This is a genomic window from Aeromonas sp. EERV15, from assembly GCF_900079845.1.
In the GTDB taxonomy this organism is placed as follows: domain Bacteria; phylum Pseudomonadota; class Gammaproteobacteria; order Enterobacterales; family Aeromonadaceae; genus Aeromonas; species Aeromonas sobria.
In genome coordinates this window covers 75,230-89,896 of record NZ_FKKY02000019.1, presented here as the reverse complement: position 1 = coordinate 89,896, position 14,667 = coordinate 75,230, and the positions used below count along the sequence as shown (strand labels likewise).

Here is a 14,667-nt window from a genome sequence, read left to right as displayed (position 1 = left end):
GATGGAGCAGTTTTACCAACTGGCTCACGCCTTTATGAATCATGATCTGAACACCCTTTCCGATCCCAAGATGGCCTTCATGATCTGTGGTGTGATTTTGACGTTTCTGGTATTGGAAAACGGATTCATCCCTACCGCCTTTCTACCCGGTGACAGCCTGCTGATCCTCACCGGCGTGCTGATTTATCAAGACGTATTGTCCCTCGGGGTGATCCCGCTGTTGATCATGGCCACCTTTGTCGGCACCTGGCTTGGCTATATGCAAGGGCGCGTCCTCGGCCACACCCAGATGTACCATCGGCTGATGTCCCATGTGGAAGAGCGACACCAGCAGAAGGTTTACCACCTGCTGGACAAGTACGGGATCATCACCCTGATCACCGCTCGCTATATCGCCTTCGTGCGCACCGCCTACCCCTATATCGTCGGTGCCACCGAGCTGCCGCAGGGGCGCTTTCTCATTGTCAACCTGATCAGCTCCATCATGTGGATCTGCCCGCTGGTCGGTTTCGGTTATTATCTGAGCCATACCAAGCTGGCGGCGGAATACCAGACCCAGTTCCTCAACATCATCATCTATCTGCCGGTGGTGCTGCTGGTGGGTGGCATGGTGGCACTGGTCTGGCGCTGGATCAGCAAACGCAGGGCAGTACAGCCACGGGATTGATCTGTCACCCAAACCTAAAAGCCCTCACCCGAGGGCTTTTTTGATCGCGCTTTTGCGCAAACAAGATAAATAGTCTCGAAAGGCCCTTGTAAAGCAGGGGCAAAAATGAGTGAATCTAGCGCCTTTTTTGGATGGGAATGGAGTCGGTTGTATGCGGTATCGGATTCGCGCAGTAGCGCTGGTTGTCGGCTTGATGGGAATGCTGGGATTGCCTGGGGTCAACGCCGCCCCCAACCCTGCCAAACTGGATGTTCGCTCCAGCAGCGCGCTGGTTCTTGATGTCAACACGGGCAAGACGCTCTATCAAAAAAATGCCACCAAGGTGCGCCCCATTGCCTCCCTCACCAAGCTGATGACCGCGTTGGTAGTGCTGGATGCCAAACAGAATCTCAGTCAGACCCTGACGGTTGACAAGAACGATCTGGATCGGGTCAAACACACCCATTCACGCATCCGCATGGGCACCAAGGTGACCCGCCGTGATGCGCTGCATCTGGCGTTGATGTCCTCAGAGAACCGGATGGCCTCCGCACTGGCGCGTCACTATCCGGGTGGCCGCAGTGCCTTCGTGCGGGCCATGAACAACAAGGCCAGACAGCTGGGTATGCGTAATACCCACTTCTACGACTCCACCGGCCTCTCCACCCGCAACGTCTCCACCGCCCAGGATCTGGGCAAGCTGGCCGCCGCCGCCTATCGCCAGCCGCTGATCCGTCAGTTCACTCAGGATGAGAACCGGGAGATGCGCTTCAGCGCCCCCGCCTACAGCCTGATGTTCAACAACACCAACCCGCTGGTGAAAAACCCGGATTGGGACGTGCGACTCTCCAAGACCGGTTTTACCGATGAAGCGGGCCGCTGTCTGGTGATGCGCGCCAAGCCCGACCGCCAGGAGCTTGCCATTGTGCTGCTCAACTCGGTGGGCAAACGCACCCCGATCGGCGATGCCAATCGTATTCGCAAGTGGCTGAAAAGCTGAGTTGACCTTCTCACGTCAAAAGGATGCTGCGGCATCCTTTTTTATTACCCGTAAAACACCACTGCTGGTGGTACAAGGGGTTGGCTGTTACGCCCTGAGCGATGACATGGCACGCTATCCCCCGTTGCAGCAACAGACATACAGAGCGCAGGCAGAAGCGGTAATAGAGATAGGGGGTAACCCTGGTCAGAAAACCGGTACCCAATAGCGGGAAGCGAAGCAGAAGAGATGGCAAGAGCAGATCGACAGGACGGTGGACGACCCGTCACCACGGAAGCAGATCCGCACCACAGAGGTGAATTTCGCATATAAAAAAACAGCCCCGACCTGAGTCGAGGCTGTCTATATGGTGCGCCCGGGAGGATTCGAACCTCCGACCACCTGGTTCGTAGCCAGGTACTCTATCCAGCTGAGCTACGGGCGCTCATAAACTTTTTAATACTGCTTTCAAATATGGTGCGCCCGGGAGGATTCGAACCTCCGACCACCTGGTTCGTAGCCAGGTACTCTATCCAGCTGAGCTACGGGCGCTCACAAACTTTTTAGTACTGCTTTCAAAAATGGTGCGCCCGGGAGGATTCGAACCTCCGACCACCTGGTTCGTAGCCAGGTACTCTATCCAGCTGAGCTACGGGCGCTCACAAACTTTTTGATACTGCTTTCAAATATGGTGCGCCCGGGAGGATTCGAACCTCCGACCACCTGGTTCGTAGCCAGGTACTCTATCCAGCTGAGCTACGGGCGCTCTGTTTTAAAACGATAAAAAAAGCTTACTTATCAGTAAGCCTTTTTCAAAGTGCCGACTTGCTGATGGTCAACACATGACTCTTGCTTGAGTCTAAATATGGTGCGCCCGGGAGGATTCGAACCTCCGACCACCTGGTTCGTAGCCAGGTACTCTATCCAGCTGAGCTACGGGCGCAAATGGCGGAGAAGGGGGGATTCGAACCCCCGATGCGGGTATAAGCCGCATACTCCCTTAGCAGGGGAGCGCCTTCAGCCTCTCGGCCACCTCTCCGTTTGCGGGGCTGATAATACTTCACAGGGATTTTTAGTCAAACACTTTTTTGGAGAAAAAAGCGCGTTCGCTCAGCATTTGGTCAAAGCGTGGAATATTCAAGCAATATCACTACTTAGGGCACCGTTTTGCCCGTTGCAGGGCAATGTCAGCTATCAGAAAAACAAAAGGCGACACATAAGGTGTCGCCTTGTCACAGTCATCAACCGCTACTTAGAAGTTAGGTTGTGCCGGCACTTTTTCAGCCTGGATACGCTGGTAAATCTCTTCACGGTGTACAGAGACCTCTTTCGGTGCGTTGACACCGATACGGACCTGGTTACCTTTAACGCCCAATACGGTGACAGTCACTTCATCACCAATCATCAGGGTTTCCCCAACACGACGAGTCAAAATAAGCATTCGCTTGCTCCTGTATCTTGTTTTGTTTTTATATCGATATGCGACATTATCTTACAAAGATACCGATATGGTAAATGGTTGAAACTAAATCAATCAGAGATTGTTAGCCCAAGGGCTGCTCCAGAGGCGCCTGATCCAACCCGAAAGCCGCGTGCAGGGCCCGCACTGCCAGCTCCAGGTACTTCTCGTCAATCACCACAGAGATCTTGATTTCAGAGGTCGAGATCAACTGCATGTTGATCCCCTCCTCGCCCAATACCTTGAACATGGTGCGAGCAACCCCGGGGTGGTTCCACATGCCGACACCGACAATGGAGACTTTGGCTATCTCGCCATTCCCTTGGACACAGGAGGCGCCCAGCGCAGTGGCGGTCTCCTCCAGCAATGCCCGGGCACGACGATAGTCATCACGATTCACCGTAAAGGTGAAGTCGGCAGTGCCATCACCCAGGGTGTTCTGCACAATCATGTCGACATCAATGTTGGCGTCGCTGATCGGATTGAGGATCTGCGCGGCAACGGTTGGTCTGTCAGGCACGCCCAGAATGGTCAGGCTGGCCTCGTTGCGGTTAAAAGCGATCCCGGATACCAGGGGAGCTTCCATCCTTTCACCTCCATATGTGATTAAGGTTCCCTCTCCAGCGATAAAGCTCGACAGCACCCGCAGCGGGACACGGTACTTGCCCGCAAACTCCACCGAGCGGATCTGCAGCACCTTGGCCCCCAGACTGGCCATCTCCAGCATCTCCTCGAAGGTGATGGTATCGAGACGCCGGGCCTTGGGTTCGATGCGCGGATCCGTGGTGTACACCCCATCCACATCGGTAAATATCTGGCACTCATCGGCCTTGATGGCCGCCGCCACCGCAACCGCAGTGGTGTCCGAGCCACCGCGGCCCAGCGTCGTGATGGCGTTATGCTCGTCACGGCCCTGGAAACCGGCGATCACCACCACCTTGCCCGCCCCCAGCTCAGTCTGAACCCGTTCGGTGTCAATGTGGGTGATACGCGCCTTGCCATAGGCGGAATCGGTATGAATACGCACCTGATCACCGGTCATTGAGACCGCCGGGCAACCACGCTGATTCAAGGCGATCGCCAGCAGCGCTATGGTGACCTGCTCACCGGTGGAGACCAGCACATCCATCTCGCGCCGGTTGGCATCAGGGTCCAGCTGCTGGGCCATGCCCAGCAACCGGTTGGTTTCGCCCGACATGGCAGAGACAACCACCACCACATCATGTCCTTGGGCGCGGGTCTGTTGAACCCGCTCCGCTACCGCCGCGATCCGCTCGAGAGTGCCGACCGACGTGCCGCCGTACTTCTGTACATAGAGTGCCACAGATCACCTCACCTGCTTACAGGCGCTCTTCCAGCCAGGAGTGAACAGATTGCAGCGCCGCAGGCACAGCTTCCGGCAGAGTACCACCCGCCTGAGCCATGTCTGGACGGCCACCGCCCTTGCCACCCACCTGCAGGGCAACCAGATTGACCAGCTCACCAGCCTTGACCTTGCTGGTCAAATCGCTGGTGACACCGGCGATCAGGTTGACCTTGTCATCACCGCTGGTTGCCAGTAAGACGACACCGGACTTCATGCGGTTTTTCAGCTCGTCCAGCATGCCACGCAGGGCTTTTGGATCGGCCCCTTCCAGCGCGGCAATCAGTACTTTCTGACCGTTAATCTCGATCACCTGGCTCAGCAAGTCACTACCGGCCTGAGCCGCCAGTTTGGCCTTGAGCTGCTCCAGCTCGCGCTCCATCATCTTGGATTTATCCAACATCTGGCGCACCTTGCTGCCGATGGAGAACTGATCGCCTTTCACCAGCGCGGCAGCCTCTTCAAACTGCTCGGCCAGCTGGTGCATGAAGTCGATAGCGCCCTTACCAGTCACCGCTTCGATACGACGAATGCCTGCCGCGATACCACTCTCGGCGATGATCTTGAAGAAGCCGATATCACCGGTGCGCTTGGCGTGAGTACCACCACACAGCTCGGTGGAGTAGTCGCCCATGCGCACGACACGCACGTCATCTTCGTACTTTTCACCAAACAGCGCCATGGCACCGGCAGACTTGGCTGCATCCAGATCCATCACCTGAGTGTCGATCTCATGGTTGGCACGGATCTGGGCGTTGACCAGCTCTTCGATGCGACGAATGGTCGCCATGGTCAGCCCTTCGAAGTGAGAGAAGTCAAAGCGCATACGCTCGGCCCCCACCAGAGAACCTTTCTGGGTCACGTGATCCCCCAGCGACTGACGCAGGGCGGCGTGCAACAGGTGCGTCACCGAGTGGTTCAACGCCACGTCCTGACGACGAGCATCATCAACCACAGCTTCAACCTCGGCGCCCTTCTCCAGGGTGCCCAGCTCCATGTAACCTTTATGGATGATCGCCTTACCCGCCTTCAGGGTATCGGTCACGGCAAAGATGCCGTCGTCCACTTTCAGGGTACCGCTGTCACCTACCTGACCACCGGATTCGGCGTAGAAGGGGGTCTGCTCCAGCACGATGACGGCTTCGTCACCGGCGATCAGGCCGCTCACCTCTTCGGTGCCCTTGTAGATGCCGAGCACACGGGTGCGCTCGCTCAGGTTCTGGTAACCGGTAAACGGCGTTTCGAAGTCGAGCTTGAGCATCTCGTTGTAGTTCACGCCGAAGCTGGATGCCTCTTTGGCGCGAGCACGCTGCTTCTGCATCTCGACGGTGAAGCCCTCTTCATCGATGCTGATGTCGCGCTCGCGCACTACGTCAGCAGTCAGGTCAGCTGGGAAGCCGTAGGTGTCATACAGCTTGAACACCACCTCACCCGGCACGACTTTGGCGTCGCCCAGGTTGGCCAGCACATCTTCCAGCAGCAGCAGACCACGATCCAGAGTGCGGACAAACTGCTCTTCCTCGATGCGCAGCACGCGCTCGACCAGCGGCAGCTGGGCGATCAACTCACCCGCCACATCCTTCATCTGCACCGCCAGCTCGGCAGCCAGTTTGAAGAAGAAGACGTCGGTAGCGCCCAGCTTGCGACCGTGGCGCACGGCGCGGCGGATGATGCGGCGCAGCACATAGCCACGACCTTCGTTGGACGGCATCACGCCATCTGCGATCAGGAAGGCACAAGAACGAATGTGGTCGGCGATGACGCGCAGAGACTGGTTGCTGAGATCAGTGGTACCGACGATCTCGGCCGCTTTCTTGATCAGCGCCTGGAAGATGTCTATTTCGTAGTTGGAGTGCACACCCTGCATGATGGCGGAGATACGCTCCAGACCCATACCGGTATCCACGGACGGACGGGGCAGCGGCTCCATGGTGCCGTCAGCCTGACGGTTGAACTGCATGAACACCACGTTCCAGATCTCGATGAAACGGTCGCCATCCTCTTCCGGTGAGCCGGGACGGCCACCCCAGATGTGATCGCCGTGGTCATAGAAGATCTCGGTGCAAGGACCGCACGGGCCGGTATCACCCATAGCCCAGAAGTTGTCGGACGCATAAGGAGCGCCTTTGTTGTCACCGATGCGCACGATGCGATCGGCCGGTACACCGACCTCTTTTTCCCAGATATCGAACGCTTCATCGTCAGTCGCGTAGACAGTTACCAACAGGCGCTCTTTCGGCAGCTGCAGCACTTCAGTCAGGAATGCCCAGGCAAACTTGATGGCGTCATGCTTGAAGTAATCGCCGAAGCTGAAGTTACCCAGCATTTCGAAGAAAGTGTGGTGACGGGCGGTATAGCCGACGTTTTCCAGGTCATTGTGTTTACCACCGGCACGGACACAACGCTGGGACGTGGTGGCGCGGTTGTAGGCACGCTTCTCGGCGCCAAGGAACACATCCTTGAACTGGTTCATACCCGCGTTGGTAAACAACAGAGTCGGGTCGTTATGCGGTACCAGCGAGCTGGAGGAGACAACCTGGTGTTCCTGGGAACGGAAATACTCGAGAAACGCCGCGCGTATCTCTGACGTGGACATATACATGGAAAACCCTGCTTGATTCGAATACGGACTTTTAATCGCATTAATGTAAGTTTTCTGCGGGGCAAAGTAAAACGTACCAGCCAGTCACGGGCGAAAAAGCGCGCATAAACGGATACGAAGAGAAAAGAGAGGCAAACAGCGGCTTTTTGAGCCAGAGATCAAGCCAAAAGCAGAGGAAAATAGGCGAGTGACACGGAAGAATCGGCCTTTTGCCATACCCGACACCCAAGCCACTGAATGGGCAGGGAAAATCCTATAAAGGTGAAATAAGGGGTATCACCGAGGGATGCAAGGAAGAGGAAAGATCGCTGCCGGAGCGCAGGAACAACCATACGCGGCATGGACTGCGGATCGCCATCAGCACGAGCCGAAACAACAACACCATCCCGTGCTCAATATGTCTAGCAATAAGGCGGGCACAACATCGCCTCACGACCTTGCATCACGGGACAAGGCACCGGCCCCGTTACTCTGCGGCCGACTCTTGCAGGGCTGAGATCGCATAACGCGCCTGATCCTGGGTAAAGCCACGCCCCAGCAGGTACTTGAGCCACTTCATCCGCAGCTTGAAATCCGCCAGATCAGCCACCCGGGCGCGCCGTTCGAGCAGGGCAAACGCCAGCTCGAACCAATCCAGCTCCGGCTGATCGAAGGCGGCATCGATCTGCATATCGTCGAGCCCCTTGCGACGCAGATCGAAGCGGATCTTGATGGGGCCATGCCCCTTGGCCGCACCGGCCCGCACCGCCATGCCGCCGTAACGTTCGTCGTTGACCCAGTTGTAACCGCGGCAGTAGTCAACCACCGCCGCAATCACCTCTTCCTTGAAGCCCTGCTGGCGCAGCCGATTGGCCAGCTCAGACTCGGCGCTCTCGCGGCGGGCCAGACTGCGCATGGCAAAAGCGCGGGCGGCAGCAAACAGCTCTTCAAAGGAGGGTTCAACGGGTTCAGGGGCGTGACCAGAGGAAGATTCATCGACCATAAATGACAAGGCCGGGTATCAACCCGGCCTCCTTTACCTTATTCGAACTCTTGTTCGCTTTCATCTTCGAGCTCTTCGTCAGCCACTACCGGCTTTTCGGCGGGAACCGCACCGGATAGCAGCAGCTCACGCAAGCGCACCTCGATCTCGGCGGCCATCGTCTTGTTCTCGGCAAACAGCTTCATCACGTTGGCCTTGCCCTGACCAATCTTCTCGCCGTTGTAGCTGTACCAGGCACCGGCTTTGTCGATCAGCTTGTGCTTGACCCCCAGATCCACCAGCTCGCCCTCTTTGGAGATACCGACACCGTAGAAAATCTGGAATTCAGCCTGCTTGAAGGGCGGGGCCACCTTATTCTTGACCACTTTGACACGGGTCTCGTTACCGACCACTTCGTCGCCTTCCTTGATAGCGCCGATACGACGGATATCCAGACGCACGGAGGCGTAGAACTTGAGCGCGTTACCACCAGTGGTGGTCTCCGGGCTACCGAACATGACGCCGATCTTCATCCGGATCTGGTTAATGAAGATGCACAGACAGTTGGCGTTCTTGATATTGGCAGTCAGCTTGCGCAGCGCCTGGGACATCAGACGGGCCTGCAGGCCGACGTGGGAGTCACCCATCTCCCCTTCGATTTCCGCTTTCGGGGTCAAGGCCGCCACGGAGTCAACGATGATGACGTCAACGGCGTTGGAGCGAACCAGCATGTCGCAGATTTCCAGCGCCTGTTCACCGGTATCCGGCTGGGAGATCAGCAGGTCGTCGACGTTGACGCCCAGCTTGGCAGCATAGATAGGGTCGAGGGCGTGTTCCGCATCGATAAAGGCACAGACCTTGCCTTTCTTCTGGGCTTCCGCGATCACCTGCAGAGTGAGGGTGGTTTTACCGGAAGATTCCGGGCCGTAGATCTCGACGATACGGCCACACGGCAGGCCGCCAATGCCCAGCGCCACGTCCAGCGAGAGGGAACCGGTAGAGATGGCTTCGATATCCATGGTCTTGCTGTCGCCCAGACGCATGATGGAACCTTTGCCGAACTGCTTTTCAATCTGACCCAGCGCAGCCGCCAGTGCCTTCTGTTTGTTCTGATCCATGCCAATCTCCGCTGGAAATCGTGAGTAAGAAGTGAAGTTGGGCTAAGTATACTGTCTATTCATACAGTATCAAGCCCAATTTATCTGAGCAGGGCCAACAGACCCGACAAGGCCTGTCTCACCGCCTGCTGGCGCACCTGTCGGCGATCCCCGTCGAAACGGGCGAGCAGGGAGTGGTGACGGCCGTTGCGATCGGCCCAGGCGAACCAGACAGTGCCGACCGGCTTATCCTCAGTGGCGCCACCGGGGCCGGCGATGCCGCTAATGGCAACGCTGATAGAGGCTGACGAATGAGCCAGCGCGCCGCGGGCCATCTCCAGCACCACGGCTTCGCTCACCGCGCCATGCTGTGCAAGAGTCTCGCCGCTCACCCCCAGCATCTGCTGCTTGGCCTCGTTGGTGTAGGTGACAAAACCGCGATCGAACCAGCCGGAGCTGCCCGCGATGTCAGTGATGGCGCTGGCCACCCCGCCGCCAGTACAGGATTCGGCGGTCGCCGCCAACCAGCCCCGCTGACCGAGGGCCTGCCCCAGCTCGATGGCAAGCTGCTCTATCTCTGTATCCAGTTTCATCACGACTCCTGCTGATCCGCTCAAGAGGCACATTATGCGATCCCGCTACCGCCGCCCGCAACCACGGCAGACCGCGCTTGCCTGCTGCAATGGGGTGTCGCTCCGATGTCATGCCTTCAATACTGCAGAGCAGCCGCGCCCGGAACACCCGCTCCCCCGTCGCGGCGCTTATGTGTAGAATGGCGCCATCAAGCTCAAGGCTCATCACCGCAGACACTGGCCCGCAGAGGCCCCTTCTGGAACAGAACATGACCGCACAACACCAAGCCAGCGGCGCCACAGGCTCCGCTTCCGGCGCCAATCTGAGCGCCCACACGCCCATGATGCAGCAGTACCTTTGCCTCAAGGCCGAGAACCCGGAGATCCTGCTGTTTTACCGGATGGGCGACTTCTACGAGCTGTTCTATGACGATGCCCGCAAGGCCTCCCAGCTGCTCGATATCTCCCTGACCAAGCGCGGCCAGTCGGCGGGCAGCCCCATCCCGATGGCGGGGGTGCCCTATCACTCCATTGAGGGCTATCTGGCCAAGCTGGTGCAGCTCGGCGAATCCGCCGCCATCTGCGAGCAGGTGGGGGATCCCGCCACCAGCAAGGGGCCGGTGGAACGCAAGGTGATCCGTATTATCACCCCGGGCACAGTCTCCGACGAGGCGCTGCTCAGCGAGCGGCAAGACAACCTGATCGCCGCCGTCTACCACGATGGCCGCCGCTTCGGCTATGGCACCATGGACATCGGCTCCGGCCGCTTCTTCATCAACCAGTTCGACAAGGAAGAGACGTTACTGGCGGAGCTGCAACGCACCAATCCGGCGGAGCTGCTCTATCCCGAATCGTTCGAGTTCCTGCACCATATCGAGGGTCGTCGTGGCCTGCGTCGCCGCCCCGAGTGGGAGTTTGAGCTCGGCACCGCCCGCAAGCTGCTCTGCCAGCAGTTCGGCACCCAGGATCTGGTGGGCTTTGGCGTCGACAAGAGCGAGACTGCCCTGTGCGCCGCCGGTTGCCTGATGCAATACGTGAAAGACACCCAGCGCACTGCCCTGCCCCACATCCGCAGCGTGCGCCTCGAGCAGCCCGATCACGCCGTCATCATGGATGCCGCCACCCGCCGCAATCTGGAGCTGACCCAGAATCTGGCGGGGGGCTATGAAAATACCCTGGCCGAGGTGCTGGATCGCACCGCCACCCCCATGGGCAGCCGCTTGCTCAAGCGCTGGATCCACCAGCCGATCCGCGATCGGGTGATCCTGAAAGGTCGCCAGAGCACCATCAAGGAGCTCATCGAGCAGAACCTCTACGACGAGTTGGGCGGTCTGCTGCGCCAAGTCGGCGACGTGGAGCGGGTACTGGCTCGTCTGGCCCTGCGTTCGGCCCGTCCGCGCGACCTCACCCGCCTGCGTCAGGCCTTCGCCCAGTTGCCCGAGTTGCAGCGCCTGCTGGCGGACAACCAACACGAAGCGGTGCAGCAACTGGCCGAGCGCGCCAGCACCTTCCCCGAGCTGCTCGACCTGCTGGAGCGCGCGGTGATGGAGGTACCGCCGGTGCTGATCCGCGATGGCGGCGTCATCCGTGACGGCTTTAATCAGGAGCTGGACGAGCTGCGGGATCTGGCCGACGGGGCCACTGCCAGCCTGGCCCGTATCGAGGAGCGGGAGAAGCTGCTGACTGGCATCAACACCCTCAAGGTGGGCTACAACCGGGTACACGGCTTCTACATCGAAGTGAGTCGCGCCAACAGCCATCTGGTGCCAGCCCACTACATCCGCCGCCAGACCCTCAAGAACAACGAACGCTACATCATCGACGAGCTGAAAAAGTACGAGGACAAGGTGCTCACCGCCCAGTCCCAGGCGCTGGCGCTGGAGAAGCGGCTCTACGAAGAACTGCTCGATAGTCTGCTGCCTCACCTCGGCGATCTGCAGGAGTCCGCTGCCGCACTGGCAGAGCTGGATGTGCTGGCCAATCTGGCGGAGCGGGCCGAGAGCCTCGACTACCGCTGCCCGACCCTCATCGACGAGGAGCAGATCCTGATCGAGGCGGGCCGCCATCCAGTGGTGGAGCAGGTGATGAGCGATCCCTTTATCGCCAACCCGATCAATTTGCAGCGTAGCCGCCGCATGCTGATCATCACCGGCCCCAACATGGGTGGTAAATCCACCTACATGCGCCAGACCGCGCTGATCGTGCTGCTGGCCCATATCGGCGCCTTCGTGCCCGCCGACAGCGCCCGCATCGGCCCCATCGACCGCATCTTCACCCGCATCGGGGCGTCGGACGATCTCGCCTCCGGCCGCTCCACCTTTATGGTGGAGATGACCGAGACCGCCAATATCCTCAACAACGCCACCGCCCGCAGTCTGGTGCTGATGGACGAGATTGGCCGTGGCACCAGCACCTACGACGGCCTCTCGCTGGCGTGGGCCTGCGCCGAACAGCTGGCGAGCAAGATTGGCGCCTATACCCTGTTTGCCACCCACTACTTCGAGCTGACCCGGCTGCCGGAGCTGATGGAGGGGCTGGCCAACGTCCATCTGGATGCGGTGGAGCACGGCGACACCATCGCCTTTATGCATGCGGTGCAGGAGGGGGCGGCCAGCCGCTCCTACGGTCTGCAAGTCGCCGCTCTGGCGGGGGTACCGAAATCGGTGATCCAGCAGGCCCGTCACAAACTGCACGAGCTGGAAAGCGCCACCCCGGTGGCCGCCGGTGAAACCCGCCCGGCCCCGGTGACCCTCGCCCCGCAGCCCCATCCGGTGGTGGAAGAGCTGGCAGGGGTGCGCCCGGACGAGCTGACCCCCCGTCAGGCGCTCGACCTGCTCTATCGCCTCAAGCAGATGTTGTAAGCTCTTGCCGCTACTCAGGCATGCAAAAGGGGAACCGTGAGGTTCCCCTTTCTTTGCCTGCTCGCTTAGGGCGTCCCCTTGCCGAATTGCTGACGAATGGGGTCATACTGGTAGGGGGTAAGGTCAACGCCGAGGGGGGTTAATAGTGGATTTTCCAACTCAAACAGCTGACGGGCCGGCAAATTGGCCCGCTCAAGGCCGGCTCTGAAATAACTCGCCCAGAGCTTTTGCAAAGATCCATCAAGCCAGGCTAATTGCAACCCCTTGGTAATACGGATAACCCCCTGCTTGTTATCCTTGTTGGTGTAGAAAAGATGGGGGAAGGGATAATGGATCAGCACCTGCTTGTCGACCCGCAGCCCCAGCTCCGGGCGCTGTTCCAGCTCGGTATACAACTCGTTGGCACCACGGCAAAACAGGTCTATCCGCCCGCGCGACACTAACTTGAACAACCGCTCATAACTGTCTACCTCCTGCACCTGCATACCCGCATGGCGCAAAATAAACACATCCTGCCAGCCACGTCCCTGTCCATGCTGCAGTGCTTGTAACTGCTCCAATCGGGTGATATTGGCGACCTCACGCTCCCGCTGGGGGCTGACAAAACAGATGCGATAACCCAGGATGCCAAGCTCGGCGGGGAAAGGCACATAATCAAGGAATAGCATTTCATCAGGGGTGCGCTGGCTATCGGCCGAGAAGAAGTTGGGATAAGTGCCCAGCCGGACTTCAAGACGAAGTCGAACCCGGTTCATCTGCGGGGCAGGCCGCAACTGGTAGTCACCATGGCTATCGAGGGTTTTCTCCAGCGCCAGCTGCAGCACATCACGGTAGTAGAGTGCCCGTGTATCCTGATCACTTTCAGGGCTGGGATGAGTAAAAATAGCGGCGGCCTGCAGGGCTGGCATTGGTAACAAAACGCCACCCAACAAGCAAAATAGCAAGCGCCAGCAAGGAGTCATAAACAGTATCCATACAACCTGATGATTTGAGTGTAGTGCGCCAGCCGCTATTGGGAATTACCAGAACACCCGCCCCAGCAGGGGCGCCAGCAACACGGTCACCATACCGGCGATCATCATCACCATGCTGGAGACCACCCCCTCTTCGTTACCCATCTGATAGGCCTTGGCGGTACCGGCGCCGTGGGCCGAGGCACCAAAACCCGCCCCCTTGCCGAGACGGCTGCGAATGGCCAACACGGTGAGCACGCTCTCCCCCACTGCCATGCCGATGACGCCGGTCAGCACCACAAACAGCGCAGTGAGATCGCTCTGGCCACCGATGGCACGGGTCGCCTCCACCGCAAAAGGCGTGGTGATGGAGCGCATCGCCAGACTGCGCTGCAGCATGTCGGAGAGATCCAGCCAGCGGGCCAGCAGCACTGTGCTACCGACCGCCATGATGACCGAGGCGACCACCCCCACCGACAGCGACAGCCAGTGACGACGCACCAGCTGGCGGTTCTCGTAGACCGGCACCGCAAAGGCCACGGTGGCCGGGCCCAACAGCCAGAGCAACCAGTGGGACTCGGCCATGTAATCCTGATAGGGGATGTGGAACAGCAACACCACCGCCACCAGCAGGGTCGGCGCCAGCAGCAGGGGCATCAGCGGCAGGATGCGCTTTTTGCCGTAGAGCCACTTGCTGGCGTAGTAGAAGATCAGGGTCAGGGCGAAACAGAGCAGCCCGAGCAGGGTATCAGACATGACGGCGACTCCGGCGGGCCAGTTTCAGTTCAAGGCGATAGACCCGATCCACCACCAGCGCTGTGGTGCCCAGCACTAGCGTGGTGCTCACCAGCAGCACCACCATGATCCGCCACCCCTCCTGCAACAGCAGATCCTGATAGTTGACCACCGCCACCACGGCAGGAACGAAGAACAGCAGCATCTCCGCCAGCAGCCAGCGGGCCCCGGCACGGAACCACTCGACCTTGACCACCCCGAGCAGGATGCAGGCCAGCAGCAACAGCATGCCGGTAAGGTTGGCCGGAAGTGGCAGATGAAGGGTGCGCACCGCGGTATCGGCTAGCAGCCAGATGGCTGCCAGCAACACAATCTGGAAGGGAGTCTGTAACCAGCGCAAGCAGAGGGCTTTCATGAGCATCGTCTTTCTGTGAACCGG

12 protein-coding genes and 6 tRNA genes are annotated in these 14,667 nt (G+C 59.1%); 3 read left to right on the top strand and 15 right to left on the bottom strand.

What is annotated here, in order from left to right; genetic code table 11:
• The first annotated feature begins 1 nt into the window (after nt 1).
• Together BN4575_RS16355 and pbpG are read left to right on the top strand one after the other, a co-directional pair.
• The gene (locus tag BN4575_RS16355; RefSeq protein ID WP_042021519.1) at nt 2-667 is read left to right on the top strand and encodes a DedA family protein; all 666 of its coding nucleotides are present in this window, start codon (nt 2-4) and stop codon (nt 665-667) included.
• A gap of 151 nt (nt 668-818) precedes the next feature.
• Entirely contained in the window at nt 819-1,646 is an 828-nt protein-coding gene (gene pbpG / locus BN4575_RS16350) for a D-alanyl-D-alanine endopeptidase (RefSeq protein WP_068978985.1), read from the top strand.
• 347 nt (nt 1,647-1,993) lie between these two features.
• Here the strand turns inward: pbpG and BN4575_RS16345 are convergent.
• The 12 genes from BN4575_RS16345 to pncC form a co-directional block, all read right to left on the bottom strand.
• Nucleotides 1,994-2,070: transfer RNA gene (locus BN4575_RS16345), tRNA-Arg, on the bottom strand.
• 30 nt (nt 2,071-2,100) lie between these two features.
• Nucleotides 2,101-2,177, bottom strand: a tRNA-Arg gene (locus BN4575_RS16340).
• Between the two features lie 30 nt (nt 2,178-2,207).
• Nucleotides 2,208-2,284: transfer RNA gene (locus BN4575_RS16335), tRNA-Arg, on the bottom strand.
• Nucleotides 2,285-2,314: 30 nt separating this feature from the next.
• Nucleotides 2,315-2,391 (bottom strand) — tRNA-Arg (locus tag BN4575_RS16330).
• 100 nt (nt 2,392-2,491) lie between these two features.
• Nucleotides 2,492-2,568, bottom strand: a tRNA-Arg gene (locus BN4575_RS16325).
• A gap of 3 nt (nt 2,569-2,571) precedes the next feature.
• Nucleotides 2,572-2,664: transfer RNA gene (locus BN4575_RS16320), tRNA-Ser, on the bottom strand.
• A 213-nt stretch (nt 2,665-2,877) separates the two neighbouring features.
• A complete protein-coding gene (gene csrA, locus BN4575_RS16315) occupies nt 2,878-3,066 on the bottom strand; it encodes a carbon storage regulator CsrA (RefSeq protein WP_042021513.1) in 189 nt (62 codons plus the stop codon).
• Between the two features lie 103 nt (nt 3,067-3,169).
• Nucleotides 3,170-4,408, bottom strand: coding sequence for an aspartate kinase (locus BN4575_RS16310; protein ID WP_068978984.1), 1,239 nt, complete (start codon nt 4,406-4,408; stop codon nt 3,170-3,172).
• A gap of 16 nt (nt 4,409-4,424) precedes the next feature.
• Nucleotides 4,425-7,049, bottom strand: coding sequence for an alanine--tRNA ligase (alaS, locus tag BN4575_RS16305; protein ID WP_068978983.1), 2,625 nt, complete (start codon nt 7,047-7,049; stop codon nt 4,425-4,427).
• Nucleotides 7,050-7,515: 466 nt separating this feature from the next.
• A complete protein-coding gene (locus BN4575_RS16300) occupies nt 7,516-8,031 on the bottom strand; it encodes a regulatory protein RecX (protein ID WP_068978982.1) in 516 nt (171 codons plus the stop codon).
• A gap of 38 nt (nt 8,032-8,069) precedes the next feature.
• Nucleotides 8,070-9,128 carry a recombinase RecA gene (gene recA / locus BN4575_RS16295; RefSeq protein WP_068978981.1) on the bottom strand — a complete coding sequence of 353 codons (1,059 nt, stop codon included), beginning with the start codon at nt 9,126-9,128 and terminating at the stop codon, nt 8,070-8,072.
• An 80-nt stretch (nt 9,129-9,208) separates the two neighbouring features.
• On the bottom strand, nt 9,209-9,700 hold the full coding sequence (pncC, locus tag BN4575_RS16290) for a nicotinamide-nucleotide amidase (protein WP_068978980.1): 492 nt from the start codon (nt 9,698-9,700) through the stop codon (nt 9,209-9,211).
• 320 nt (nt 9,701-10,020) lie between these two features.
• On the opposite strand from pncC, the gene mutS reads away from it, so the two are divergent.
• Nucleotides 10,021-12,540 (top strand): DNA mismatch repair protein MutS, encoded by a 2,520-nt coding sequence (mutS, locus tag BN4575_RS16285; RefSeq protein ID WP_176716448.1) that lies wholly within the window; start codon nt 10,021-10,023, stop codon nt 12,538-12,540.
• Between the two features lie 65 nt (nt 12,541-12,605).
• On the opposite strand, the gene BN4575_RS16280 is transcribed toward mutS, so the two are convergent.
• The 3 genes from BN4575_RS16280 to BN4575_RS16270 form a co-directional block, all read right to left on the bottom strand.
• Nucleotides 12,606-13,448 carry a transporter substrate-binding domain-containing protein gene (locus tag BN4575_RS16280; RefSeq protein WP_256028994.1) on the bottom strand — a complete coding sequence of 281 codons (843 nt, stop codon included), beginning with the start codon at nt 13,446-13,448 and terminating at the stop codon, nt 12,606-12,608.
• A 111-nt stretch (nt 13,449-13,559) separates the two neighbouring features.
• Nucleotides 13,560-14,249 carry an LrgB family protein gene (locus tag BN4575_RS16275; RefSeq protein ID WP_068978977.1) on the bottom strand — a complete coding sequence of 230 codons (690 nt, stop codon included), beginning with the start codon at nt 14,247-14,249 and terminating at the stop codon, nt 13,560-13,562.
• Nucleotides 14,242-14,643 (bottom strand): CidA/LrgA family protein, encoded by a 402-nt coding sequence (locus BN4575_RS16270; RefSeq protein WP_033135641.1) that lies wholly within the window; start codon nt 14,641-14,643, stop codon nt 14,242-14,244. Before BN4575_RS16270 ends, BN4575_RS16275 begins: the two co-directional genes overlap by 8 nt.
• Nucleotides 14,644-14,667: the final 24 nt, after the last annotated feature.

Bases quoted from the DNA above. Each gene is read 5' to 3' on its own strand.
- BN4575_RS16355 (WP_042021519.1), top strand. From the start codon at position 2: ATGGAGCAGTTTTACCAACTGGCTCACGCCTTTATGAATCATGATCTG.
- pbpG (WP_068978985.1), top strand. From the start codon at position 819: ATGCGGTATCGGATTCGCGCAGTAGCGCTGGTTGTCGGCTTGATGGGA.
- csrA (WP_042021513.1), bottom strand. From the start codon at position 3,066: ATGCTTATTTTGACTCGTCGTGTTGGGGAAACCCTGATGATTGGTGAT.
- alaS (WP_068978983.1), bottom strand. From the start codon at position 7,049: ATGTATATGTCCACGTCAGAGATACGCGCGGCGTTTCTCGAGTATTTC.
- BN4575_RS16300 (WP_068978982.1), bottom strand. From the start codon at position 8,031: ATGGTCGATGAATCTTCCTCTGGTCACGCCCCTGAACCCGTTGAACCC.
- recA (WP_068978981.1), bottom strand. From the start codon at position 9,128: ATGGATCAGAACAAACAGAAGGCACTGGCGGCTGCGCTGGGTCAGATT.
- pncC (WP_068978980.1), bottom strand. From the start codon at position 9,700: ATGAAACTGGATACAGAGATAGAGCAGCTTGCCATCGAGCTGGGGCAG.
- mutS (WP_176716448.1), top strand. From the start codon at position 10,021: ATGATGCAGCAGTACCTTTGCCTCAAGGCCGAGAACCCGGAGATCCTG.
- BN4575_RS16280 (WP_256028994.1), bottom strand. From the start codon at position 13,448: ATGCCAGCCCTGCAGGCCGCCGCTATTTTTACTCATCCCAGCCCTGAA.
- BN4575_RS16275 (WP_068978977.1), bottom strand. From the start codon at position 14,249: ATGTCTGATACCCTGCTCGGGCTGCTCTGTTTCGCCCTGACCCTGATC.
- BN4575_RS16270 (WP_033135641.1), bottom strand. From the start codon at position 14,643: ATGAAAGCCCTCTGCTTGCGCTGGTTACAGACTCCCTTCCAGATTGTG.